Consider the following 23,862-nt stretch of genomic DNA (forward strand, 5'->3'; position numbering starts at 1 on the left):
ACGCTATCCCGTTGCTAGCAGGACTTACGCACTGAAACTAAATATGGTGGGATGGTGCGTTACACGCTTCGTTAACGCACCCTACGCATAGAGGCTTTACTAAGTTAACCGAGCGCTCATCCTTATCCCTTACCTTTTACTTCTCTGGGATGGTGGGGACGACAGGGACTACCCAAGCAAACTTGTCCGGCTGGCAAACTGCGAAAGACGCTACTGCGTGCGCCTACTATTGTATTAGCACCGATTTCTACACCAGGGCCAACGAAGGAATCAGTTGCTACCCAAACTCCGTTGCCAATGGTAATCGGCGCAGTAATTAAACTAAAAGCGGGGTCTTGAAAGTCGTGATCTCCGGTGCAAAGGTAGCATTCTTGGGAAATGACGCTGTGACGACCGATGCGAATGTAATCCAAACTGTACAAAACTACGTCATCACCAATCCAGCTGTAATCGCCGATTTCCACTTTCCAAGGGTAGGTGAAACGGGCGGTGGGTCGAATGACGACTCCTTTGCCGATTTTTGCCCCAAATAAACGCAATAAGGCGATTCTGGGTGCGTGGAGTTGGTGGGGAGTGAGAGGAAATGCGATCGCTTGCACCAACCACCAAAGTAAAATTATCCAATTGGAACGACCGCGATCGAAATTTGATTGATCGTACTTTCGTAAATCTATCCAAGGTTCTGCATCCAGCAAAGGCTCTTTTTTGGATGCAGAAATTGGATCAGTTGGTTCAGGAACCCACTGAGTCATAAGCTGTAGTGTCGCTAGTGGTAGGAGAATCGGTTGTAGATGTAGTTTTTGGGGGAGTAACTGGTTGTGGGGCGTTGTTTAACTGACCACCAAAACGGCGTAGTTCGTAGAGTTTTACCCCAATTTGATATTCGTATTGGCTCAAAAGTCTAGCATAAATATATCCGGCTCTCCCATCCAAAAAGCCCAATTGCAAAACATAACTGATCAAAAAGCGCAGAGTCGGTTTAAAAGGCAAGCGTACCCAAACTTTCTTTAAAAAGCGTTTGCGTTGGACGGCATCTCCCAAAATATTAGCGCCGATCGTCCCGTTATCTCCTCTGCCAGTTATCAGGTTCAAATAAACGCGAGCTTCCCAATTAGAATAACGATTGTGTCGCTCTAACCAGTGATAAACATCGCGAAAGTCAATGTGCAGCATATCATTTTTTAGATAGCCAACTTTGCCTTCTAAAATTACGTGCTCGTGAACTTCGTTATCTCCGGTGTTGCGAATTTCTTCTGTTCCCAAGTTTTCATAACGTCCTTTTTGGTGACGCAATAAGCGCAAATTCCAATCGGGATATCTACCACCATGCTGAATCCAAGTTCCCAGGAAAAACACTTTCCGATTTAAGTAATAGCCGTTGTATTCCGGGTTTTCAATGGCAGCGGCAATTTCTGCCCATAGTTCTGGGGTAATGCGTTCGTCACAATCGACTATTAACACCCATTCATTGCGGAAGGGCAAATTTTCTAACGACCAGTTTTTCTTTTTCGGCCAACGACCGTTAAAGTAAAACTGAACTACATTTGCTCCATATTTTTGGGAAATTTCTACTGAGCGATCGCTACTTTGCGAATCCACTACAAAAACTTCATCTGCCACTGCCACACTTTCTAAACAAGCTGGCAAGTTAGCTTCTTCGTTTTTGGCGGGAATCAACACGGAAACTGGGATTTTTTTGGCTGTGGCAGTCATGATTAGTGGTGCTTAATTTAGCAATAAACTTCTAGAGAATCAGCGAGCGAGCCAATGAGGAACTAACTCATCGCCTGATCTTATTTTTCCCGCTTGGCGGCAGAAAATAACCCCATGATTACGGCACTTAAATATCCTATTTGACCGTAGCTATAAACTAAATTTTCAAACCTTCGGTCGGGATGGCGAAAATATTTCATACTTTTATAAACACCATACATTAAACGTTCGCCGCCTCGCCCTATTTGTTTGACTCCGGCTTTCCCGACTAGTTGTTCGCGGTAATATTCGCTGATGCCTTGCCACCAACCCCGACTTAAGAACCATTGCGGGTTAACTCGTTCTGGGGAAACGTTATGCTGGACTAAAGCTTCCGGGATATAGGCGACTTGCCAACCTCGGTTTAAAGCTTGTTCTGTCATTAGTAATTCTTCGTTGGATAGTAATTTTTTCCCAACTCGACCCAGGTTAATGTCGAAACCACCGATTTCTTCTAAGAACTTGCGTCGAATAGAATAGTTTAAACCTCTCGGAGTTAAGCCTGGGCGATCGATATAAACAATTTTGTCACCCAGATTGTATGCACCCAAATTTCCCGCTAAGTCATCGGAAAGCCAAGCTGGGGGTTTAATTCCCTCCGGCCAAATTAAGGTAACTTTGCCACCTGCGATCGCCAGTTTTTCATTGCTTTGATAAGCTGCATACAGTACAGTTAACCAACTGGGGCTAGCTACGGCATCATCATCAAGATAAGCGAGAATCTGACTTGTTGCTGATTGAGCGCCCGTGTTGCGAGCTACTGATAATCCCGTGATTGGTTCATATACATATTTCACGCTAGGGCGTGCTTGAACTATTTCACGAGTGCGATCGCTTGAAGCGTTGTCTACAACAATTATTTCATAATCAGGAAAATCTTGTGCTAGCAAACTATCAATAGCTGCACCTAGATATTTCTCTCGATTATGTGTACAGATAATTGCAGAAATTTTCGGCATAAACTTCCGCCTTAGTGTTTAATAGCTTATCACTTGTTTATGAAAAGCTAAATTGAGCACAAAAAGTTTTTCTTATTACTTTTTGGCGATGAGCAAAAAAAATTAGCGTTGAACTTTTCTCATGTTACCAAATAAAAGTCTTTATAGATATCCGTAAAATCTTTGACACTTGTCCCGTTATTGAGTACCGTTAACTACGTAGCAAAAAAGGGAAGAAGCCTTTATTGATCGGATTGAGAGCAATTTTTTAAGCTTTTGCATATTTATGAGTAAATTACCTAAAAAACGAGTAATCTTAGTAACTGGCCCTGCGCGATCGGGTAAAAGTGAATGGGCAGAATCATTGGCGCTACAATCGGGAAAATCGGTAATCTATGTAGCTACTGCCCAAAAAGATCCTGATGATGCTGAGTGGATGGAGAGAATTTCCCAACACGCTCAACGCCGTCCTTCTGTTTGGCAAACTTGGGAAGTACCTGTGAATTTAGCAGCAACTATTGGGTCAGCAAAAAGTAGTAATTGCTTATTGGTTGATTCTTTGGGAACATGGGTAGCTAATTTATTAGAGTGCGAGCAAACTCAATGGGAGAAAATCTTAAAAGAATTGTTAGAAATTGTTGAGAATTGTGATGGTGATGTAATATTTGTGGCAGAGGAAACAGGCTGGGGTGTAGTTCCGGCGTATCCAGCAGGGCGGCTGTTTTGCGATCGCTTAGGTACTTTGGTGCGTCAAATCGGAGCGATCGCCAATCCCACTTACTTAGTCACAGCAGGTCATGTTTTAAACTTAAGTCAGCTTGGTAGCCCCCTAAACAACAAATAGCAAATTGCTGTTACCAGATTAATCGCATTTTCCGAGATTTAAACTTGGGAAATAAATATTTTATTTCTCTTGAGAGAAGATCGCTAAAGGTTATGATTGACTGGACAGAAAAATTTATTCCTTTTTATAGCTGAGTTACTCCTCTGTTAGAGGGAAACAAAATGGGAAAAAAAAACTAAGATGAAGAGATAGTTGTGAGAGATTCGGGATCATATCTATTGCTCCCTAGTTTTAACCAGTGATTGAATTAAAAGCTATGGCATCTGAAGAACAAGTTAAACAATATATTGCCTATTGGTTTCAACTAGGGAAGAGAGTTTTGATTCGCAATGGCAGAGAAGCTTTATTGCCGCCAAGGGTGATCCAAGGCGATCGCTACAGCGAGGAATTTGAAGAATGTTGGCAAAAAATCATAGCACATAATTCTGGGGATTGTAATCTCGAAGGTACACAAGAAACAATTGCCGAATTACTTACACCAGCTTGGGATTTAAACTCTTGTGCTCGCTGTTCAATGCCAATACCAGTGAGAAATTTGGGATTACCACCTAATAATTGTCCTTGTTCTGATTTACCCACTTGGCCTAATTTGGATATTCCTTTACCGCGATCGCCAGTTGACAACCAAGTACATTTAAATAGTTTAATTAGCCGCCTGTTGCGAAAAGAAAGAAATATTGATGAGGCAGAATCTTCATCTGACAATATTAAGGAAAAAGTAGAGTAGACTTTTATTCCCAGGTAAGGGTTTTGTCAAATTCTGATTAAATTGATATTTATGTAACAGAAAAAACCTCGAAAATTACCGACAATCTAAAGATTATATCTGATTCGGAAGCAAACTACATTGGGATCTGAGACAATAATAGGATTCATGATGTTTGTAAATATAGAACATGACCGTTTATCATAGCTACACTCACGGTGATTTCAAATTACTACAAGGGCAACCTATTCCTTTTGGTGCTACTCCAGTACCAGGAGGAGTGAATTTTTCAATATATTCTCGTCACGCCATAGCTGCGACATTAGTGTTATTCAAAAAAGACGCACCAGAACCTTTTGCAGAAATTCCTTTTCCCAGCGAGTTTCGCTTAGGTAATGTGGTCAGCATGATAGTTTTAGATTTACCAAATTACGAAGATTTAGAATATGGCTATCGTGTGGATGGGCCATACAACCCAGAAGCGGGTCATAGATTCGATCGCACCAAAATTCTTCTCGACCCTTATGCTACTTGTATAGGTGGCAGAGATGTTTGGGGAATTTCTTTAAGAGAGGATGATATTTACCCCTATCGCGGACAAATTATTAGCAAAGAGTTTGATTGGGAAGGCGATCGACCTTTGGAAATTCCCGCCGAAGATTTAATTATTTACGAAATGCACGTCCGAGGTTTTACCCGTCACCCTTCCTCTGGAGTGAACGAAGAATATCAAGGTACTTTTGCTGGACTACAAGAAAAAATTCCTTACCTGAAAGAATTAGGTATTAATTGTGTGGAATTAATGCCAATTTTTGAGTTTGATGAATTAGATAATACCAGACATAATCCCTTTAATGATGAAAGATTATTTAACTATTGGGGTTACAATACAGTAGGCTTTTATGCCCCGAAAGCGGGTTATGCAGCTACAGGTAAATATGGTAATCAAGCAAATGAACTGAAAACTTTAGTTAAAGAACTACACAAAAATGGCATTGAAGTAATTTTGGATGTAGTGTTTAACCATACTGCTGAAGGAAACGAAAATGGCCCTACTATTTCTTTTCGGGGTTTAGATAATAAAACCTACTATATGCTGACTCCCGAAGGGTTTTATTATAACTTTAGTGGTTGCGGTAATACTCTTAATTGTAATCATCCAATAGTAAGACAATTTGTGGTAGATTGTCTAAGGTTTTGGGCATCTGCATATCACATTGATGGGTTCAGATTTGATTTAGCCTCAATTTTAGGACGGGATACTAATGGTGTACCTTTGACTAATCCCCCATTGTTAGAAACTTTAGCTTATGACCCTGTTTTAGCCAAGTGTAAATTAATTGCCGAAGCTTGGGATGCTGGTGGACTTTATCAAGTTGGTTCTTTTCCAAATTATGAGCGTTGGGGCGAGTGGAATGGTAAATATCGGGATGCGGTACGGAAGTTTATTAAGGGCGATCCTTTAGTAGGAGAAATGGTGCAGCGAATACAAGGTTCGCCTGATTTGTATGCTTGGACGGAAAGAACAGTTGATAGTTCAGTAAACTTTATTACTGCCCATGATGGTTTTACTTTAGCAGATTTGGTGGCTTATAACCATAAACATAATGAAGCTAATGGGGAGGATAGTCGAGATGGGTCAAATGACAATTTTAGCTGGAATTGTGGGGTTGAAGGCGAAACTGACGATCCAGAAATAAATAAATTGCGCCGTCGGCAAATGAAGAATGCGATCGCCATTTTAACCATTAGTCAAGGGATACCGATGTTACTGATGGGCGATGAAATGGGGCGATCGCAACAAGGAAACAATAACGCTTATTGCCATGATTCAGAGTTAAGTTGGCTAGATTGGAACTTATTACAAACTAATAACGACTTTTTCCAATTCGTCAAAAATTGTATTGCTTTTCGTCATGCCCATCCTGTATTAAGAAATCGGGAATACTTCACCAATAAAGACTATATGGAAAGTGGTTATCCCGATATTAGTTGGCATGGTGTTTATGCTTGGAAACCTGATTGGGCAAGCTATTGTCGCACTTTAGCTTTTATGCTTTGTGGCAAACACGCCAAAGGAGGTTCTGTTAAAGACGACTCAATTTATGTGGCAATGAATATGCACTGGGAAAGCCACTGGTTTGAATTACCGAAACTACCTTTAGGAATAAAATGGCACCTTTTTGTTAATACCGGACTTGCCTTTCCCGAAGATGTTTGCCAACCGGGAACCGAACCAATTTTAACTCAACAACAGGGAATTTTAGTGGGCGATCGATCGGTAGTAATTTTGGTTGCTAAATAGGGACTAGGGGACTAGGGGAGATAGGGAAAAACTCAAAACTTTCTCACTAACTCAAAACCCTGTACGGGCGGGTTTAGTACACAATATTTTGCTCTCACAAACAATCTTCTGGCAAAACCCGCCCCTACAAACTCAAAACTGTCCCTATCCTCGACGCGGAACTTCATAAGCTAAGAAATCATAAGCCATTGTGGTATTAGGAAAAATGGCTTTTGCCTCCTCCAACAAATCATTTAATTGAATATCATTACCTGGGGCATAGCGGGGGCTAAAGTGAGTCATAATTAAATGTTTTGCGCCAGCTTCTAAAGCGACTTGGGCTGCCATTGTGGAAGTTGAATGTAATCTTTGAAAAGCTAATTCTGCATCTTGGTGAGCAAAAGTAGCTTCATGAATTAATACATCAGCATCTTTTGCTAATTCAACAGCGCCTTCACAATAAACCGTATCTGTACAGTAAACCAGTTTACGCCCAGTTTGATTTTGCCCACATAAATCAGCGCCATTAATTACTCTTCCATCGGGTAAAGTAACTTGTTCGCCTCGTTTAAGTTTGCCATAAATTGGGCCAGAAGGAATGCCTAATTGCTGGGCTTTTTCCACATCAAAACGCCCTGGTCTATCTTTTTCTTCTACACGATAACCAAAAGCTGTTACTCGATGTTTTAAAAGACCACATTTAACAATATATTCGTCATCTTCATAAACTATTCCCGGTTCAACAGTATGTACTCTTAAGGGATAGGAAAAATGGGTAGATGAGTAACGTTGGCAGGCTTTAATGTAATCATTTAAACCAGGTGGCCCATAAAGATCTATCTTAGTGGGATTGCCAGCCAAACCATAAGTTGCTAATAGACCCATTAACCCAAAAATATGGTCGCCGTGCGTATGGGTAATAAAAATGCGAGTAATTTGGCTAATTTTCACATCACTATGTAAAAGTTGATGTTGAGTGCCTTCACCGCAGTCAAATAGCCAAACTTCTGCACGCTGAGGTAAGCGCAAGGCAACACTAGAGACATTGCGCGATCGCGTTGGGACACCGGAACTGGTGCCAAAAAAAGTAATCTGCACTTAAATTAAGCCAATCTACTAAAATTTCAGGGATTCCCCTATTGACATTTTAACTAGGAAAAAGTTTTTCTTTACCTATTTGCCCGATTAAGGTATCCTAGAGGACTGTCTAGCGTAGCCAAGCTAAGAAAAATTTTTTGCCAGATTCAACGATAAAAATACTTGTTACCTCGATTCTCCGCCGTGTGAGGAGGTTTTAACCAAATGCTAGCCAAAAGTTTGATTTTCTCCTTTTTATCCCCAAAACAGAAACAGTTAATTCCGCAACCTAGAAAAAATTTTTGGTTGTCGCTGTTGTTCTGGATGCTTTTAGTTGCTCCTGCCCAAGCTGCATTAGAATTGCGAGTGGCGATCGAAGAAAATACCCCGCAAGTGAAAATCGGTAGTTCTACGAAAGCGATCGTCCGTGATGCCGCTGGTCAACCAGTAGGAGAAATTGCCCCACTCAACGCTTTTGTAGCCGAAACAGAAAGCGGTAGAGTAAAGATGAACCGTTGGCTATCCAATGCTTTGTGGGTGGAACCGACTAACAAAGGTTTTGTGTGGATTGGCGATAAGTGGTACCGAGGACGCACCCTAGTTGTACCGACAAACAACGGTTTAACAGCAATTAACTATGTAGACCTGGAAAGATACCTCTACAGCGTTCTCGGAGGAGAAGTTCACACAAATTGGCCTCAAGAAGCATTAAAAGCCCAAGCTGTAGCTGCCCGTACTTATGCCCTTTACCAACGGCAAACAAGAGGTAATCGCCTGTTTGATGTTGGGGATACGATCGCTTGGCAAGTTTATCGAGGTGTAGAAACTGAATCACCCAGCTTTTACAACGCCGTAGATGCTACCGCTGGACAAGTTCTCACCTACACAGGCAGGCTGATTCTAGCGGCTTATCATGCTGCTTCTGGAGGACACACAGAAAACGTCGAAAATGTTTGGGGTGTACAAGCTTTACCTTACCTGCGTGCTGTTCCAGACTTCGATCAAGGAACTCCCGGTTATCAGTGGACAAAATCTTTTACTCAACCAGAACTTAGTAACCGCATTAGCGGTGTCGGACAAGTTCAATCTTTGACACCAGAAAGAATCTCTCCCTTTGGGCGAGTTCTGACGGTGAAAGTGGTTGGTGACAAGGGTTCACGCACTATGAGCGGCGCGGAATTACAGCGAATCTTTGGTTTAAGAAGTACCTGGTTCACCGTCACCCCAGAAGGCAATAATAAATCTCTACCAACCTCTTTCCGTTTTGATGGTCGTGGTTTTGGTCATGGTATCGGCATGAGTCAGTGGGGGGCTTACGGAATGGCTCGTCAAGGCGCAAATTACCAACAAATCCTCCTGCATTATTATCGGGGGGCGAGTTTAGCCAGAATTAGGGTGAGATGAGGCTCTAGGAGCAGGGGAGCAGGGGTGCAGGGGTGCAGGGGAGCAGGGGAGCAGGGGAGCAGGGGTGCAGGGGTGCAGGGGAGCAGGGGAGCAGGGGAGCAGGGGTGCAGAGGGGAGGAAAATTCAAAACTCTCTTCCTAACTCAAAACTCAAAACTCAAAACTTAAAACTATCCCAGTCCCCAGTCCCTAGTTCCCTTTTAAGAACCGGATTCTAATCTGCGTTGCCACTCTGCGTCGATTTGATCTTTTTGGGCGATTTCTTGTTCGATTAGGTCGGTTTCTGTGGTGTAAGCTAAGTCTTCTTTGTTAATGATGTTTTGGGCGGCAAATTGACGGGCATAGCTAATTTTTTTCTTTAATTCGGCACTAGCTTGGTTTAAAATACTAGTTCTTTGTTCGCGTTTTTGGTTGCGCTTGGCAATTTTACTGTTGCGCCATTGTAGCCAAAAATAACGGACTAAAGGTAATGTCAGAAAAGCTATTCCGTAAATTAGTAGCGCCAAATAAATTGATTGAACAAAGGCGACTAATCCACCAATTTGGGCGGCGATAATACCACCAGCTAGGAGATTTCCTAAAACTAATGCGCCAACTAAATTAACTGCTCCTAATCCACAAGCTAACAGAATTTGTCCAGAACTAGCGGCACTAAACCGCCAAGGTATTTCGCGTAAATATGGTGCTACTGGTTGAATTTCTTGTTGGGTAGCTGTTACTTGTAATTCGGGGAAGTGATAAACTAATTGCCCTTCAGGACTAACTTCTGGACGGCCATTATATTTTGTTAGTACTGGCAGCATATAGTCTTCATATTCGCGGGAGTAGCCTTCTCCCAATTCATCTAAATAGGGGGCAATTTGTTCGGCTACTACTGCGCCTTGGTTGTTGCGAATTACTGTGGCAATTTCTTGCCAACGTCGTTCTTTTAAGTTGGCGTTGGGGTTTCCGTCACCAAATAAGAATGAGAAGATGGCTTCTAAAAAGTTTAGTTGGGGTTTTTCCCGGCGATGATATTGGTATTGGGGGCTGTCGTAGTCGGGATAAAATACCCAAAACCACCAATCACCAAACCAAAATGTCGGCATAAAAACTGTGCCGCCATTAAAGTCGCCGCCAAAGTCGCCACCGGAACTGTCACTGTCTCGGCTGGAGTTGAGGGCGATTAAAATTATGGCGATCGCAATGAAGATTAACGCGATCGAAGCTAGTAAAATTAACCCAAAGCTAACCCGAATTAAATAAAACAGCACTCGCCAAACTTTTTGCCACCATTCTTGTAGCTGCAATCGGAAAAATTTGTTGCGTAGCACTGCTTTAAAATTTCGCGGAAACTGATAGGCAATTTCTCCTGATTCAGCTACCTGTAAATGTCCCCCTGCATCAGAAGCTAATACTAATAACGCTTGCTCAGCTTGGTTGATATTTAATCCAGTTTGTGATGCAATGTCGCCTACCGTGACCCGGTAGTTCAACTGTTCTACAGCCTGCATGATGGTGGGATTTGGAGCCATGCTCTTCCCTCAGATATTTGTCTTCCTATTTCCAGTATAAATTTTTCGACTTATTCAAGGGTGGCAGAAGGCTGAAACCCTCTATTTACAGCAGATTCGGGATTTTACTTTCAAAATAATTTCTCTGCTGATTCTGGCTGCATGAGAAATTGTTGTCTATTTATCTTGCAAATTCTCTTATAAATAAGCGACTATAACTTGTATAAGTTCCAGTTTATCTAAGTGCTACAGTCCGATTAAATCTCTAAAGGACTGCTGTTGTTTTTGTGAAATTGACAGGCACTTAGGCGTAATTTGTATCATATAGAACAAAAAAACAGAACAAATGGGCAGATCACTCAAAAGGCTCTGGTGTTTTAAGAAGATTTCGATACAATATAAATATAGGTAGTGAAAACCCTACCGAAAAACTGCACCTGTTCAGGGTGTATTTGTATGGCTTTTATGAAGCTATGGGCAATCACAAAGTTAAATGGAATGGCTGGGCTGATGGGAATTAACCAAATTTAGGCATTGTGAGTAAAATGCGAATCAATGAAATTGCAAAATAGGTAACAAAACCTAAAAATTTTCCCATTAGACTTAAGCAGGAGTTTATAACGAAAAAATTAAGTTATGAGCATAGGGATGAAATCTGTGCAGAGATTTCAGTCTGTCCACCTGAAAGCGAGGGGGTTTTCAAAGTGATTGCTATATCCAAGCGTCCTGTTGGGCGCAGCTGGGCTACGATTAGCTTTGCTTCGACTCTTTACCTTTGTCCAATTATAGATTTGCTGGTGTCTGAGATCCCTGACTCTTGGCAAGCGGAATTGCGACTAGGTTTACAAGAGGCTTTAGTGAATGCAGCTAAGCATGGAAACAATCTAGATCCTAGTAAAACAGTAGTTGTGAAATTTGCCGCGATCGCAGATCACTACTGGTGGGTGATCTCAGACCAAGGTTCAGGGTTTAAACCTTGTTGTTGTCACCCTAGCGATGTCAACGAGCACCTGCCGCCAGAAGAGTCGGAATGTGGTAGAGGTTTGTATATTCTCTACAAAGTTTTCGATCAAGTGCATTGGAACCCGGAAGCAAGAGAGTTAAGTTTGTGTAAATATGTCAAGAGCCGCTCTAAGTTACCTTTAGTGCGATAGATAGCAGAAGGCTCCCAGGCAGAAAGGAACAGAGCTTTTATCATCAGCTTTTTACCTTTTTTCCACTGGTTAGTTATTTTTGCCACCTGCGCTAGGTATTTAATTCTAGCTCACCTGTTATCAATTTTTGGTCAGCTAATAAATCTTAATGTTCCTAGTTCTGAGGTTTAGTGGCTGAACGAGCAGCCACCTCTAGAAGTTGGGATATTAGTGAGGATGATTGTGACCGTGAGAGGGGCAGGGAGGGGCAGAGATCGATCGATCTAACCAGCCGGAAGCTTGATTTAAGCGCGGTAATGCTTCTTCTGGTTGATTTTTGAGGAGAAACAATAGTGCAGCAGCAGCTTGTTCACTGGCACGCGCTTGACGATTGGATTTGAGGCGATGCCAGTCATTAGGTGTAATGGCAAGGCGTTCCATTAAAGCTTGAGCTAGTTCTAAGGTGGTAAATTGGTTCAAGGTGTCGGTTTTTAGCAGTTGGGTAGGTTCAGACATAATTAAATCACGTTAGTATTTACCCTTATTGTATGAAGCCATCAGAAGAACCATCTGCATCTAGCGATACTCCGGGATCGGGAAATAGCGAACTAGAGTTTGAGCAAGCTTTGGCACAAGTAGAGCGATCGCTAACGGCTCTAAAAGAACGTTTAGCACAGGTACAGCGCGATCGCCAGCGACAAGCAGAATTAAAACATCGCTATGAGGAAGTGCGTCAAGACCGCAGTATGGGGCGATCCCAGCAAATGAAAACTCAGTTAAAGCAAATTCAACAGGAATTAGAAACCTTGGAAGTTAACTTGGAAAGCAGTTTGTTTTCTTGGAGTAGCTTGAAAGAGCCTTTTTGGATGGCGGTGCGATTTGCGGGGATCGGGATCGTTATTGGTTGGTTGTTGAAGTCTTGTGCAAGTTAAAGACTTGTATTTTCCCCATTGTGCATTGCTTTGGTAATCTGCTATGCACAAATCATTGCACAGAAACTATGCGATCCCCAATTAGCATTGATTGAATATGCGTTAAAGTGGGGATCGCTGATGAATACACGATCCCAGACTCTGGCACAATGCAACGGAAATATTGGCAAGTAGTTTTTACCACCTTGGTATTTTCCTATAACTTCGTTTTCCCAGTTCGCACTCAAGACTTACCTGCGCCGGAAGGGGATACAGGACGTACTGAAAAGCAGGCTGTCCGCGCTAAAAGACAAATGGTAGTGACTGGGAATGTGTTAGCTTCTCAGGCGGGGATGGCAATTTTGCGGCGTGGGGGTAATGCGGTGGATGCGGCGATCGCAATCCAAATGGTGTTAACTTTGGTAGAACCGCAGTCTTCGGGAATCGGCGGTGGGGCGTTTTTACTGTTGTATGATGGCAAAACGGGGAAATTGCTGAGTTATGATGGTCGGGAAACTGCGCCTGGGAAGGCGAGAAGCGATCGGTTTTTAAACCCAGAAGGCAAACCTTTAAATTATTTCCAGGCGATAGTCGGGGGAAAGTCCGTCGGTGTACCTGGAGTTGTGCGGATGTTGGAAATGGTACACCGGAAGGAGGGGAAACTTCCTTGGCGAGAGTTATTTCAACCTGCTATCCAGTTGGCGGAAAATGGTTTTCCGATTTCTCCCAGGTTGTATCGACTGTTGAGTAGGGAAAAGTATTTACAACGTTTTTCTAATAGTAGGGATTATTTTTATTTGGCAAATGGTCAGCCGAAACCTGTTGGTAGTAAGCTGGTAAATCGACCTTTGGCCGGGGTTTTAAGAGCGATCGCTAATCAAGGCGCAGATGCTTTTTACAAAGGAGAAATTGCTAAAGATATTGTTGCTACTGTTAATCGATCGCCTATTAATCCGGGAGATTTGACACTTACTGATTTAGCTAATTATCAGGCAAAAAAGCGCGATCCTATTTGTGGTTTATATCGAGTTTACCAAGTTTGTAGCATGGGGCCGCCGAGTTCTGGTGGAATTACTATGTTGCAAATGTTGGGGATTTTGCAGAATTTCGATCTGGCTAGTTTGAAGTCTAAACCAATTGAATTGGTGCATTTATTTTCGGAGGCGGGTAGGGTTTGCTTATGCCGATCGCGATCGGTTTTTAGCCGATCCAGATTTTGTTAAGATTCCTACTGGAAGGTTACTCGATCCGCAGTATTTGCGGGTGCGGGGGAGTGCGATCGATCTTAACCGTTCGATGGGAAAAGCTGCACCGGGAAATATTGTAGTTTCTTTTGGGGAAAGGCGATCTATTCATTGGTTGGATTTACCTGCGACTACTCATTTTTCGATCGTCGATAAAGATGGTAATGTCGTTTCTATGACTAGTTCTATTGAAAGTGGTTTTGGTTCTCGGTTGATGGTTAGGGGGTTTTTATTAAATAATCAATTGACTGATTTTAACTTTGTTCCTGTAGAGAATGGTCAACCTGTTGCTAATCGTGTGGAAGCTTGGAAACGTCCCCGAAGTTCTATGTCTCCGACGATAGTTTTTGACTCTCAAAAAAAGCCGATTTTAATTACTGGTTCTCCTGGTGGTAGCGGAATTATTAATTTTGTAGCTAAGGTTTTGGTGGGAGTTTTAGATTGGAATCTTGATATTCAAGAGGCGATTTCTTTACCTAATTTTGGTAGTCGTAATGGTCCGACAGAGTTGGAAGCTGATACTAATTATGCTAGTTTTAAGGCAGATTTGGAAAGTCGCGGTCATCAGGTGATTGTTATTCCTTTAAATAGCGGTTCTCATGGAATTCAAGTTAAAAATGGCGAACTCATCGGTGGTGCCGATCCGCGTCGGGAGGGGGTTGCTATTGGTGATTAAGAAGGGTAAGATTTTTTGAACCACGAAGACGCGAAGAGCGCGAAGGAAGAGGAAGGAAGAGGGATGATTTATTTCTGTGGTTTAATATAATTGCAAGCTAGATCCCCGACTTCTTCAAGAAGTCGGGGATCTGTGTACCTCACTCGTTAAAATCAATTAATAATTATGACTCGACGTATTGCTGATATTCTGAAAAATGGTCAACCTGATGAATCTGTTAAGGTGCAAGGTTGGGTTCGCACTAAGCGGGAATTAAAAGATTTTGCTTTTGTTGAGGTGAATGATGGTTCTTCAATGGCAAATTTACAGGTGGTTTTAAATCCTGATTTGGCGGATTACGCTACAGTAATTAAACAATTAAATACTGGTGCTTCGGTGGAAGTTGAAGGGGTTTTGGTTGAGTCTCCAGCGAAGGGTCAAAGAATTGAGTTGAAAGCTTCTAGTGCAAAAGTTTTTGGGGAAGCCGATCCAGAAACTTATCCTTTGCAGAAGAAACGGCATTCTTTTGAGTTTTTAAGAGATATTGGACATTTGCGATCGCGTACTAACACTTTCGGCGCAGTTTTTCGAGTGAGAAATGCTTGTGCAACTGCAATTCATAACTTCTTCCAAGAACGGGGTTTTTTATGGATTCATGCACCAATTATTACCGCAAGTGACTGCGAAGGTGCAGGGGAAATGTTCGCGGTTACGAGTTTTAATTTGGATAAGGTTCCTCGCACTGAAAAGCAAGAAATTGATTACACTAAAGATTTTTTTGGTCGTCCGGCTTATTTAACTGTTAGCGGACAGTTGGAAGCGGAAATAATGGCAATGGCTTTTTCTAATGTTTATACATTTGGGCCAACTTTTCGCGCTGAAAATTCCAATACTTCCCGCCATTTAGCCGAGTTTTGGATGGTAGAACCAGAAATGGCTTTCTGCGATCTCCAAGGTGATATGGATTTGGCAGAAGAGTTTTTGAAATACATCTTTAAATATGTGTTGGAAACCTGTGCTGAAGATATGGAGTTTTTCAACCAACGCATTGATAATTCGGTTTTAGCAACGGCGGATAATATCATTAATAATCAATTTGAACGGTTAACTTATACTGATGCAGTTAAATTGTTGGAAAAGGCAGATAAAAAGTTTGAGTTTCCCGTTAGTTGGGGTTTAGATTTACAATCCGAACATGAAAGATATTTGGCAGAAGAGAAGTTTAAAAAGCCTGTAATTGTTACCGATTATCCGGCGAAAATTAAAGCTTTTTATATGCGGTTAAGTGATGATGAACAAACCGTCCGTGCAATGGATATTTTAGCACCGAAAATAGGCGAAATTATCGGCGGTTCTCAAAGGGAAGAACGCTTAGATGTGTTAGAAAAACGCATTGAAGCGTTAGGAATGGATGCCAAAACTTTGTGGTGGTATTTAGATTTGCGCCGCTTTGGAACAGTTCCTCATGCAGGTTTTGGTTTAGGCTTTGAAAGATTGGTGCAATTTATGACTGGAATGGCTAATATTAGAGATGTAATTCCTTTCCCTCGTGCGCCATTAACAGTGGAATTTTAATGGCAGAAATACAGAAAGCAGAAAAAATTAATAATTCGATTCTTTTGATCTGCTTTCTTTAATCTGCGTGCATCTGCGGTTTAAAATTTAAAACTTCAAACTTTGACCAGAAGTTGAAATTAAAACATCTGTGTTTATCTGTGGTAAAAAAAAGATATTATTAACGCCCAAAAATGAGAAAATGGTTATGGTGGGGATGGTTGTTTGCGATCGCCACAACTACAACAATCTTTTTCTACTCCTACACTAACAACTTCATTAGCAATTGGTACTCCAGCTTATTAGCATCTCAACTAACAACAAATAACACCTCAGAAGTAGTTCAACAACCAATTTCTACACCAAAACTTAACACTCCGCAAGCGATCGCAGCACCAAAAATTAGTAACCGCCAACTACTAGCACATATTAAAGCTTTAAACTTTGAACGTTACGAAGATAATAGTCGCAGTCAAACTAGAGATTATATTATCAATAACTTAAAAAAAATTGGCTGGTCGCCAACTCTCCAAACCTTCGATTTTGGTGTTAACGTAGTAGCAGAAAAACCCGGAACTAACCCCGAAGCAGGAACCATTTTATTAGCCGCACATTATGACACAGTTATTGGTTCTCCCGGCGCAGATGATAATGCTAGCGGTGTTGCTACCGTTTTAGAAGTAGCGCGTTTATTGAGTAAATTTCCCACAGCAAGAACCTTAAAAATTGCCTTTTTTGACTTAGAAGAAAAAGGACTTTTGGGTAGTTCCGCTTTTGCTAATCAACCAGAAAATTTAACTAATTTACAAGGTGTAATTGTTTTAGACATGGTTGGTTTTGCTTGTCATACTCCCGGATGCCAGCAATATCCTCCCGGTTTACCAATTACCCCGCCAAGTGACAAAGGAGATTTTTTAGCAGTAATAGGTGATGTAGAAAGTCCACAATTACTAGCAGCATTTAATAACAAAAATTCCTCCGATCTACCACCAGTAATTACTTTGCCTATTCCTTTAAAAGGCATAGCCACTCCCGATCTATTGCGTAGCGATCATGCACCTTTTTGGATGCGGGGAATTGGTGCTGTTTTAATCACTGATACCGCAAATTTTCGCTCTCCTCACTATCATAAACCTACAGATAAACCTGATACAATTGACCAAGAATTTTTTACTGGTGTGGCGCAAATTGTCGCTAATGGTACGGCTACATTGTTGCAAACTCAGTAACTTAAAAGGTAGGTTATTAGACTTTAGCGCTAAAGCGCAACAACGTACCTTGAAAGTTATTTAAGTGCTTTAAAAGGGAATTTCATCATCATTGTTTACTTCTATCTTTTGATTTTCGGAATCAGGTAATTCCACTACACCAGCTATTAATTTCCAGCAAGGATCGCCACCTTCCCAATTTTCCGGTCGCCAAGGCATACTTAAACTAACTGTAACTAAACAATGATTTTTGGGACGATAGCCTAAATCTAACTTCCTCGCAAACACTGGATCGGTAATATTTGTGGTCAATCTTTGCTGATTTTCGGTGACAATTGTACCTTCCCATTTTTGGCTTCCTTCATACATTACTTTTAAAGGTCTAACGTCAAACTCTACTACTTTTACTAGTTGTAAAGTCCGTCGCTGAGGAAATGGTAATGATTGCAAAAATGGTACTTCTACATATTTCAAATCATTGTGTAAAATGTATTCTTCATTGCTACAATATTTCAGCAAGTAGCTTGGGGGAAATTGTCCAACTCGCTGCCATTTTCCTGGGAAAATTGAAAGGTTCTCGCTCTCAAAACCGTAGTCTGGACCCGTTTTAGCTAAAGGAATTTGTAAAATATCTAATAATGCTGGTTCTGTTCCCCCAATTTGTCGCATTTCTTTGGTTACTTGACCAGCGGGTAAATCGGAAACTGGACGAATCCATTGTCCTTTAAAAGTAGTAATTCCGGCGATGCACCTTTCGCCTCGCTTCCATGAATTAGCGAGGCAAATTATTCTGGTTACAGATGGCATATTTTCACATTTCCCCATTTATCCTTTAAATATTCGGCAACTAAGCGGCGATGACAATGATGTGGTTTTGGTTCGCTACAAAGCAAACATCCACAGTCTAAAATTTCGGGAGTAACTGTTTTTTCTATTTGTCGTTGTGCAATTAAATTTAAGAATTGTTTTTCGTAAGTTTCCCAATCTCCGCCATTTTTTTTGTAAGCATCCAATATGTCTTTTGTTGGTGCTAGGTCTAAAATGTGAATGTATTCGATGTTGCCAATTTTTTGGAGAAAATACTCTAAGTCTTTGCGCTTGGTAAAACCTGCTAGTTGGGAGACATTATTTAGGCGGGTATCGATGATTTTACGCACTCCTGATTTCAGCAAGGTTTCAAAAAATTGCTCGGCGCTTTTCTGGGTGAAGCCAATTGTAAATAGGTTAATTTCTTTACTCATTTTCGTTGCTGTTTTGTGAATCTTTAACATAAGCAATTTGATTGCCTTGAAGATTATAAGCTGCTTCGAGGTCGATTTTCTCTGGTTTGGCAGGTTCTAATTCAAATAAGGTTAACTGAATTGGTTGATTGGGATCTTCTGTTTTATTAAATTTGCCTAAAAGTCTGGTTTCAAGTTGCTGATGAGTTTCTAAATTCCCATCTGATAAAATATGATTAATTTGTAAGTCAAACTTTCGCAGTTGCCGACAAACTAAAATGGTACGATGACAAGTAATAGGGTCTTTTTCGGCACACATTAAGGCAATTTTGTAAGTTTCTGCGCCTTTGAGTAACCGCTGAATTCCTGTGGAGAATAAGTCAGTTGCAGCTATTCTTTCGTACAAAGCTTTTCCTGTAGCGTCGTAACAGCTTAAATCTTCCGGTCTTGCGCCTAGTTCTCGACCTAAAAAAACGTAGTTTATTCCGGCATTTAATAATGATGTTTTTAAGGCGGGTTGACTAAAGTGGGGGAAACGGCGGCTGTAGGGGTGGGAACGCACATCGGCTACTGCTGTAATTCCGTGTTCTTGCAGTAGGGAAATAAAGGTTTCAATATTAAGATTTGAATGACCTATAGTAAATAATTGATTCATTAGCGTTATAATTTTTATACATTCTGACAAATGTATTTTGATAATTATAATACTTTTTGGGGAAAAGTCAAAATATTAGTTAAAAAGTGCGATCGCTCCAGCAACTCCACTGTTAGAACCTTAACTTTGCTTTCTATCTGAGTTAGCGAATATACATGAGTTTAATTTATGTCATAAGACTGAGGTATTTATTAATAATAAGTGGAAAACTAGGAAGCTAACTGGCAGTTTTGAACCAAAATAATGAATTCGGAAAAACCTAGAAGTGCTACTACTCCCAGAGAGGAAACAACCGATCGCGGTTTGATTCAACCTGATGCGGGCCCAGATTCATTTGTGAGCGATCGAAACGATCGAATTCCTGAAGGAGTCGAGCCGAATAATAATCCTGAAGATATTTTCAATCCCGATGAGCAGTCTAAATTAGGCGATCGCCAAATTACGATCGCTAATATTTCAGCAGGTTAATACTAGGGTGAAAAAAATATCAATCAATAACTATCTGGTGAAGTCAGGTATAACCATGACTTCGCCATCATTAATAGCCTTTAATTATAACGCATTAGTTACTACTAGTAACGAGTAATATTTGGCTCCTCACTAACTGGAAAAAGCTGAGTTGTTTGTGTTATGTTACTATTATTCAAGGCTCAAAAGCGCTGTGTGGATTGAGCAAGCAGCGACAATTTGAGCCTGAATGTTAGAGCGCTTAAAAAAATCATGGAAGCCAAAGTCAAAGGGCTTTAACCAAAAGTCACCTATGCAGCAGTACGGGTGAACAGGTTCCACAAGAAGATGGCAACAATTGCGCCTAAAACAGCAACAATAACGCCAACAATACTTAAAGTTGAGGAGGTGAGAGCTAAAGTTCCCGTAGTGAATAAGTTAGCCAAACTTCCACCAACAAAAGCGCCGATGATACCTAGTAAAATGGTGCCGAGAATGCCACCGCCTTGGTGTCCGGGATAAATAGCTTTAGCGATCGCACCAGCAATCAATCCTAAAATGATCCAAGCAAGAATATTCATGGTAATTTTCTTTTTAACCTCTTCTTTTGACATTTACAATCTATCAGTAATAATTTACTCAACCCATCTGCCATCCGGTATAAACTGATTTTTCCTAACGGAATAAATCTTTTGGGTTACTCGTTGAACAGAAAATAAAAACTATGTCTGCTGCATTTTTCCGTAATTCATTGTGACAAAACAGAGAGGCAACAGAAAATCAGTTTCTAGCAGTAACCTGGCAGTGGAGCAAGGGAAATTTTTAGCAATCCAAGTAAATTACCGTGAACTATCAGGGATAAAAATTGGAGAGGTAGAAGATGAATGTTCCTGAAAATATTTTTGCTGGCGGTGGAGAAATAGGCGCATTAATGCGAAGTTTTGACTGGGGGAATACTCCTTTAGGTATAGTAGAAAATTGGCCCCAAAGTTTAAGGACTGCGGTGAGTATTTTGCTTAATTCTCCTTTTCCAATCTTCATCTGTTGGGGTTCTCAGTTCATCACGTTTTACAACGATAATTACATCCCCTTTCTGGCAGAAAAACACCCCCAAGCGTTAGGAAAACCTTTGGCTGAAGTTTGCCCGGATATGTGGTCAGAAATAGGAGCGATGCTGGAAAAAGTCAGGGAAACTGGCGAAGCTACCTTATCAGAAAATATGCAGCTATTCATGCACCACAATAAATATGGAAAACAAATTAATATTAATTTTTCTTATGCGCCAATTCGGGATGAAAGTAATCAGGTGGAAGGAATTTTTGTTAATTGTATAGAAACTAGTCAAAATGTGCTTAGACAGTTTTCAATTAATGAGCATGAATTGCAAGAAAGTCAACGTTTGTTACAACAAATTATCGATACAATACCGGGAATTTTGTATATTTATGATTTAGTAGAGAATCGGAATGTTTATGTAAATCAGCAAATTAGTGACCTGCTGGGATATACACCAAAACAAATTCAAGCAATGGGAGAAATGTTATTTCCTTTATTAGTGCATCCCGATGATTTAGTTAAATTTCCTGACCATATTGCACAGTTTCACTCACTTCCAGAAGGAGTAATTTTAGAACTAGAATATCGGATGCTAAGAGCTAATGGTGAGTGGTGTTGGTTTAGTGGTCGGGCAACTGTATTCAATAGAAATGCTGATGGTTCACCGAGGCAAATTCTCGGTACTGCTTATGATATTACTAAACGTAAGCAAGCTTTATCGGAGTTACGATCGCAAAAAGAACGTTTTGAATTAGCAGCAGCGGCGGTAAATTGTTTGATTTATGACTGGGATTTGCAAACAAATTTAGTCCAAAGAACTGATGGGTTAACACGCATTTTTGGTTATTTACCCGAAGAAGCAGAATCAACGCGAGATTGGTGGTCTAGTTTGATTCATCCCGAAGATTTGCCAAAGGCGAAGGAGAAAGTAATTGCTCAATTAGTCAGTCAAAATCGTTATGAAATAGAGTATCGAGTGCGCTGTAAAAATGAGCAATATTTGTATGTAATAGACCAGGGTTTTGTGATCAAAGATAGTGAAGGTCATCCAGTGCGGGTAGTGGGAACAACTACAAATATTAGCGATCGCAAAAACTTAGAAGTAGCCTTACAACGTTCAGAAGCTAAACTTAATGATATTCTGAATAGTGCGATCGCTGCAATTATCAGTTATCGCGTATTTGCTGATGGTAGTTGGGAATCTGAATATTTTTCCGCAGGTTGTGAGAAAGTTTTTGGTTTTACCGTCACAGAATTAACCGAAAATCCTCATCTTTGGATGTCAAGAGTATTGCCAGAAGATTTAGCTATCTTGCTTCCTAATCGTTATCAAGATATCTTTGCTGCTCGGACTAATTCAATGGAATATCGATTTCAACATAAAGATGGAACTTGGCATTGGATTTCCGATATTATGACTTCCCGATATGAACCTGAGTGCAATTGTTGGATTGCAACTGCTGTAGCAACTGATATCACGGAACGTAATCAATTATTAGGTGATGTTCAACTACGAGCAAGTCAATTACGCGGATTAACGGAAGCATCATTAGCAATGAATTCTGTGCTATCAATTGAACAAGTATTGCAAGTAGTAACCGAACAAGCGCGATTAATTATTGGTGCTCACCAATCAATTACAACTATGGCGATCGAAGGAAATTGGCGAAAACCAATTCATGTTGTCTCTTTTTCCGATAAATATGCTCAATGGCAAGGTTATCAACCTAACTGTGATATTTGCCAAACCTATCCGCAAATTCGCCAGATGAATCAAGTTTTAAGAATGACGGAAACTGAGCTAATTTTAGATCCTCAATGGATGGAATTCAATCAAAAAATGGAAAATCATCCACCAATGCGGGGTTTATTAGTTGCACCGTTAATTAGAAGAGATGGAGTAAATATTGGAGTCATTCAACTTTCTGATAAATACTCCAGGGATTTTACCGAAGCAGATGCAGATATTTTAGTGCAGTTGGCGCAAATGGTTTCGGTGGCGATCGAAAATTCTCGGCTATATGAAGCCGAACAAAATGCGCGTACTCAAGCAGAATCAGCTAACAGAATTAAGGATGAATTTTTAGCCGTTCTCTCCCATGAATTACGCTCTCCTTTAAATCCGATTGTTGGTTGGTCAAAATTACTGCGAAGTCGCAAATTCGATCAAAAAACTACCGATCGCGCTTTAGAAACGATCGAGCGCAATGCTAAATTACAAACAGAATTAATCGAGGATTTATTAGATGTTTCCCGTATTTTACAAGGTAAACTCACACTCAATGTTTGTTCTGTTGACTTAAAAATTATCGTGGAAGCGGCAATTGAAACAGTCCGTTTAGCAGCTGAAGCAAAGTCAATTCAAATTAAAACTTTGTTTCAAGCAAATCTTAGCTTAATTTCTGGCGATCCGAATCGATTACAACAAGTAATTTGGAATTTGCTTTCCAATGCAGTTAAATTTACCCCTAATGGCGGAAAAGTAGAAATTGAATTAGAACAGATTGGTGGGTTTATATTAATTCGAGTCAGTGACACTGGTAAAGGAATTAATCCTGATTTTCTTCCTTATATCTTTGATTATTTCCGTCAGGAAAATAGCACTACAACTCGCAAATTTGGCGGTTTAGGTTTAGGTTTAGCAATTGTACGCCATTTAGTAGAATTACATGGAGGAATTGTCCAAGCAATTAGTCCAGGCGAAGGTAAAGGAGCTACTTTTGTAGTTCAATTACCAGTAAAATCTACTAGTTCAACGACAAAAGTAGAAACAATAAACTTTGATTTAAAAACCAACTTAAATGGTGTGAGAGCTTTAGTTGTTGAAGATCAAACAGATACACGAGAATTAATTACTACGCTGCTAGAACAAGCAAACGCCAGAGTAATTTCAGTCGCATCGGCGCAAGAAGCATTAAAAGTTTTAACCCAATCAGAAATCGATATTTTATTAAGTGATATTGGAATGCCAGAAGTTGATGGTTATATGTTATTACGGGAAATTAGAAATCACTCCAACCCAAAAGTTAGCCAAATTCCGGCGATCGCACTTACCGCTTATGTGGGTGAATTTAACCAGCGAAAAGCCCTGCAAGCCGGATTTCAAAAACATCTCCCTAAACCTATAGAACCAGTAGAATTGATTGCCCTAGTAGCCAAGTTAGTTAATAATTCCTAAATCAAAAATTTCATCCTTTTTATAGATGCTTTGTGTATGTCGAAAAATCTGCTGGTTTATCTCTCAGTTTGGTAAACAAAATTATAAAAATCTTCTCACTTTTG

General features: G+C 40.6%; 22 protein-coding genes. 12 read left to right on the plus strand and 10 right to left on the minus strand.

Features of this window, described 5'->3' with window-relative positions; translation table 11 throughout:
* Positions 1-122: 122 nt before the first annotated feature.
* The 3 genes from hpsU to ACE1CI_RS17895 form a co-directional block, all read right to left on the minus strand.
* Positions 123-752 (minus strand): hormogonium polysaccharide biosynthesis acetyltransferase HpsU, encoded by a 630-nt coding sequence (hpsU, locus tag ACE1CI_RS17885; protein ID WP_413263483.1) that lies wholly within the window; start codon positions 750-752, stop codon positions 123-125.
* Positions 733-1,713 carry a glycosyltransferase family 2 protein gene (locus tag ACE1CI_RS17890; RefSeq protein ID WP_413263482.1) on the minus strand — a complete coding sequence of 327 codons (981 nt, stop codon included), beginning with the start codon at positions 1,711-1,713 and terminating at the stop codon, positions 733-735. The genes hpsU and ACE1CI_RS17890 overlap by 20 nt, the downstream gene beginning before the upstream one ends.
* 80 nt (positions 1,714-1,793) lie before the next feature.
* Positions 1,794-2,711 (minus strand): glycosyltransferase family 2 protein, encoded by a 918-nt coding sequence (locus ACE1CI_RS17895; RefSeq protein WP_413263481.1) that lies wholly within the window; start codon positions 2,709-2,711, stop codon positions 1,794-1,796.
* A 265-nt stretch (positions 2,712-2,976) separates the two neighbouring features.
* Between ACE1CI_RS17895 and cobU the strand changes: the two genes are divergently transcribed.
* The 3 genes from cobU to glgX all read left to right on the plus strand — a co-directional run bounded on the left by cobU (position 2,977) and on the right by glgX (position 6,545).
* Complete coding sequence (gene cobU / locus ACE1CI_RS17900) at positions 2,977-3,534, plus strand: bifunctional adenosylcobinamide kinase/adenosylcobinamide-phosphate guanylyltransferase (protein WP_413263480.1); 558 nt, start codon at positions 2,977-2,979, stop codon at positions 3,532-3,534.
* Between the two features lie 256 nt (positions 3,535-3,790).
* Positions 3,791-4,261 carry a hypothetical protein gene (locus ACE1CI_RS17905; RefSeq protein ID WP_413263479.1) on the plus strand — a complete coding sequence of 157 codons (471 nt, stop codon included), beginning with the start codon at positions 3,791-3,793 and terminating at the stop codon, positions 4,259-4,261.
* 169 nt (positions 4,262-4,430) lie between these two features.
* Positions 4,431-6,545 (plus strand): glycogen debranching protein GlgX, encoded by a 2,115-nt coding sequence (gene glgX / locus ACE1CI_RS17910; protein ID WP_413263478.1) that lies wholly within the window; start codon positions 4,431-4,433, stop codon positions 6,543-6,545.
* A 144-nt stretch (positions 6,546-6,689) separates the two neighbouring features.
* On the opposite strand, the gene ACE1CI_RS17915 is transcribed toward glgX, so the two are convergent.
* Complete coding sequence (locus ACE1CI_RS17915; protein WP_413263477.1) at positions 6,690-7,622, minus strand: ribonuclease Z; 933 nt, start codon at positions 7,620-7,622, stop codon at positions 6,690-6,692.
* 204 nt (positions 7,623-7,826) lie between these two features.
* Here ACE1CI_RS17915 and ACE1CI_RS17920 point away from each other — a divergent pair, with 204 nt between their 5' ends.
* Positions 7,827-9,005: a SpoIID/LytB domain-containing protein gene (locus ACE1CI_RS17920; RefSeq protein ID WP_413263476.1), complete on the plus strand. Its 1,179-nt coding sequence runs from the start codon at positions 7,827-7,829 to the stop codon at positions 9,003-9,005.
* A gap of 199 nt (positions 9,006-9,204) precedes the next feature.
* On the opposite strand, the gene ACE1CI_RS17925 is transcribed toward ACE1CI_RS17920, so the two are convergent.
* The gene (locus ACE1CI_RS17925; protein ID WP_413263475.1) at positions 9,205-10,518 is read right to left on the minus strand and encodes a hypothetical protein; all 1,314 of its coding nucleotides are present in this window, start codon (positions 10,516-10,518) and stop codon (positions 9,205-9,207) included.
* Between the two features lie 683 nt (positions 10,519-11,201).
* On the opposite strand from ACE1CI_RS17925, the gene ACE1CI_RS17930 reads away from it, so the two are divergent.
* Positions 11,202-11,651: an ATP-binding protein gene (locus tag ACE1CI_RS17930; RefSeq protein WP_413263474.1), complete on the plus strand. Its 450-nt coding sequence runs from the start codon at positions 11,202-11,204 to the stop codon at positions 11,649-11,651.
* 207 nt (positions 11,652-11,858) lie between these two features.
* On the opposite strand, the gene ACE1CI_RS17935 is transcribed toward ACE1CI_RS17930, so the two are convergent.
* Complete coding sequence (locus tag ACE1CI_RS17935; protein ID WP_413263473.1) at positions 11,859-12,146, minus strand: DUF6439 family protein; 288 nt, start codon at positions 12,144-12,146, stop codon at positions 11,859-11,861.
* Between the two features lie 32 nt (positions 12,147-12,178).
* Here ACE1CI_RS17935 and ACE1CI_RS17940 point away from each other — a divergent pair, with 32 nt between their 5' ends.
* The 5 genes from ACE1CI_RS17940 to ACE1CI_RS17960 all read left to right on the plus strand — a co-directional run bounded on the left by ACE1CI_RS17940 (position 12,179) and on the right by ACE1CI_RS17960 (position 17,223).
* A complete protein-coding gene (locus tag ACE1CI_RS17940) occupies positions 12,179-12,562 on the plus strand; it encodes a sll0565 family protein (protein WP_413263472.1) in 384 nt (127 codons plus the stop codon).
* Between the two features lie 149 nt (positions 12,563-12,711).
* On the plus strand, positions 12,712-13,764 hold the full coding sequence (locus tag ACE1CI_RS17945; RefSeq protein ID WP_496615543.1) for a gamma-glutamyltransferase: 1,053 nt from the start codon (positions 12,712-12,714) through the stop codon (positions 13,762-13,764).
* Positions 13,679-14,461 (plus strand): gamma-glutamyltransferase, encoded by a 783-nt coding sequence (locus ACE1CI_RS17950; protein ID WP_496615544.1) that lies wholly within the window; start codon positions 13,679-13,681, stop codon positions 14,459-14,461. The genes ACE1CI_RS17945 and ACE1CI_RS17950 overlap by 86 nt, the downstream gene beginning before the upstream one ends.
* A gap of 162 nt (positions 14,462-14,623) precedes the next feature.
* Positions 14,624-16,015 (plus strand): asparagine--tRNA ligase, encoded by a 1,392-nt coding sequence (asnS, locus tag ACE1CI_RS17955; protein ID WP_413263558.1) that lies wholly within the window; start codon positions 14,624-14,626, stop codon positions 16,013-16,015.
* 173 nt (positions 16,016-16,188) lie between these two features.
* Entirely contained in the window at positions 16,189-17,223 is a 1,035-nt protein-coding gene (locus tag ACE1CI_RS17960; RefSeq protein WP_413263470.1) for a M28 family peptidase, read from the plus strand.
* A gap of 69 nt (positions 17,224-17,292) precedes the next feature.
* On the opposite strand, the gene ACE1CI_RS17965 is transcribed toward ACE1CI_RS17960, so the two are convergent.
* From ACE1CI_RS17965 to ACE1CI_RS17975, 3 genes are read right to left on the minus strand one after another with little or no spacing between them, the layout of a single operon-like run.
* On the minus strand, positions 17,293-18,009 hold the full coding sequence (locus ACE1CI_RS17965) for a dual OB domain-containing protein (protein WP_413263469.1): 717 nt from the start codon (positions 18,007-18,009) through the stop codon (positions 17,293-17,295).
* Positions 17,997-18,443, minus strand: a complete 447-nt coding sequence (locus tag ACE1CI_RS17970) for a DUF488 domain-containing protein (protein WP_413263468.1) — start codon at positions 18,441-18,443, stop codon at positions 17,997-17,999. The genes ACE1CI_RS17965 and ACE1CI_RS17970 overlap by 13 nt, the downstream gene beginning before the upstream one ends.
* On the minus strand, positions 18,436-19,077 hold the full coding sequence (locus ACE1CI_RS17975) for a DUF488 domain-containing protein (protein WP_413263467.1): 642 nt from the start codon (positions 19,075-19,077) through the stop codon (positions 18,436-18,438). The genes ACE1CI_RS17970 and ACE1CI_RS17975 overlap by 8 nt, the downstream gene beginning before the upstream one ends.
* A 243-nt stretch (positions 19,078-19,320) precedes the next feature.
* Here ACE1CI_RS17975 and ACE1CI_RS17980 point away from each other — a divergent pair, with 243 nt between their 5' ends.
* Positions 19,321-19,545, plus strand: a complete 225-nt coding sequence (locus ACE1CI_RS17980) for a hypothetical protein (RefSeq protein ID WP_413263466.1) — start codon at positions 19,321-19,323, stop codon at positions 19,543-19,545.
* A gap of 290 nt (positions 19,546-19,835) precedes the next feature.
* Here ACE1CI_RS17980 and ACE1CI_RS17985 read toward each other — a convergent pair whose 3' ends face one another.
* A complete protein-coding gene (locus ACE1CI_RS17985) occupies positions 19,836-20,105 on the minus strand; it encodes a GlsB/YeaQ/YmgE family stress response membrane protein (protein WP_413263557.1) in 270 nt (89 codons plus the stop codon).
* A 299-nt stretch (positions 20,106-20,404) separates the two neighbouring features.
* Between ACE1CI_RS17985 and ACE1CI_RS17990 the strand changes: the two genes are divergently transcribed.
* Positions 20,405-23,758 (plus strand): PAS domain-containing protein, encoded by a 3,354-nt coding sequence (locus ACE1CI_RS17990; protein ID WP_496615545.1) that lies wholly within the window; start codon positions 20,405-20,407, stop codon positions 23,756-23,758.
* Positions 23,759-23,862 lie beyond the last annotated feature (104 nt).

Origin of the sequence: Floridaenema flaviceps BLCC-F50, from assembly GCF_041929275.2 — a bacterium.
GTDB lineage: Bacteria > Cyanobacteriota > Cyanobacteriia > Cyanobacteriales > Aerosakkonemataceae > Floridanema > Floridanema flaviceps.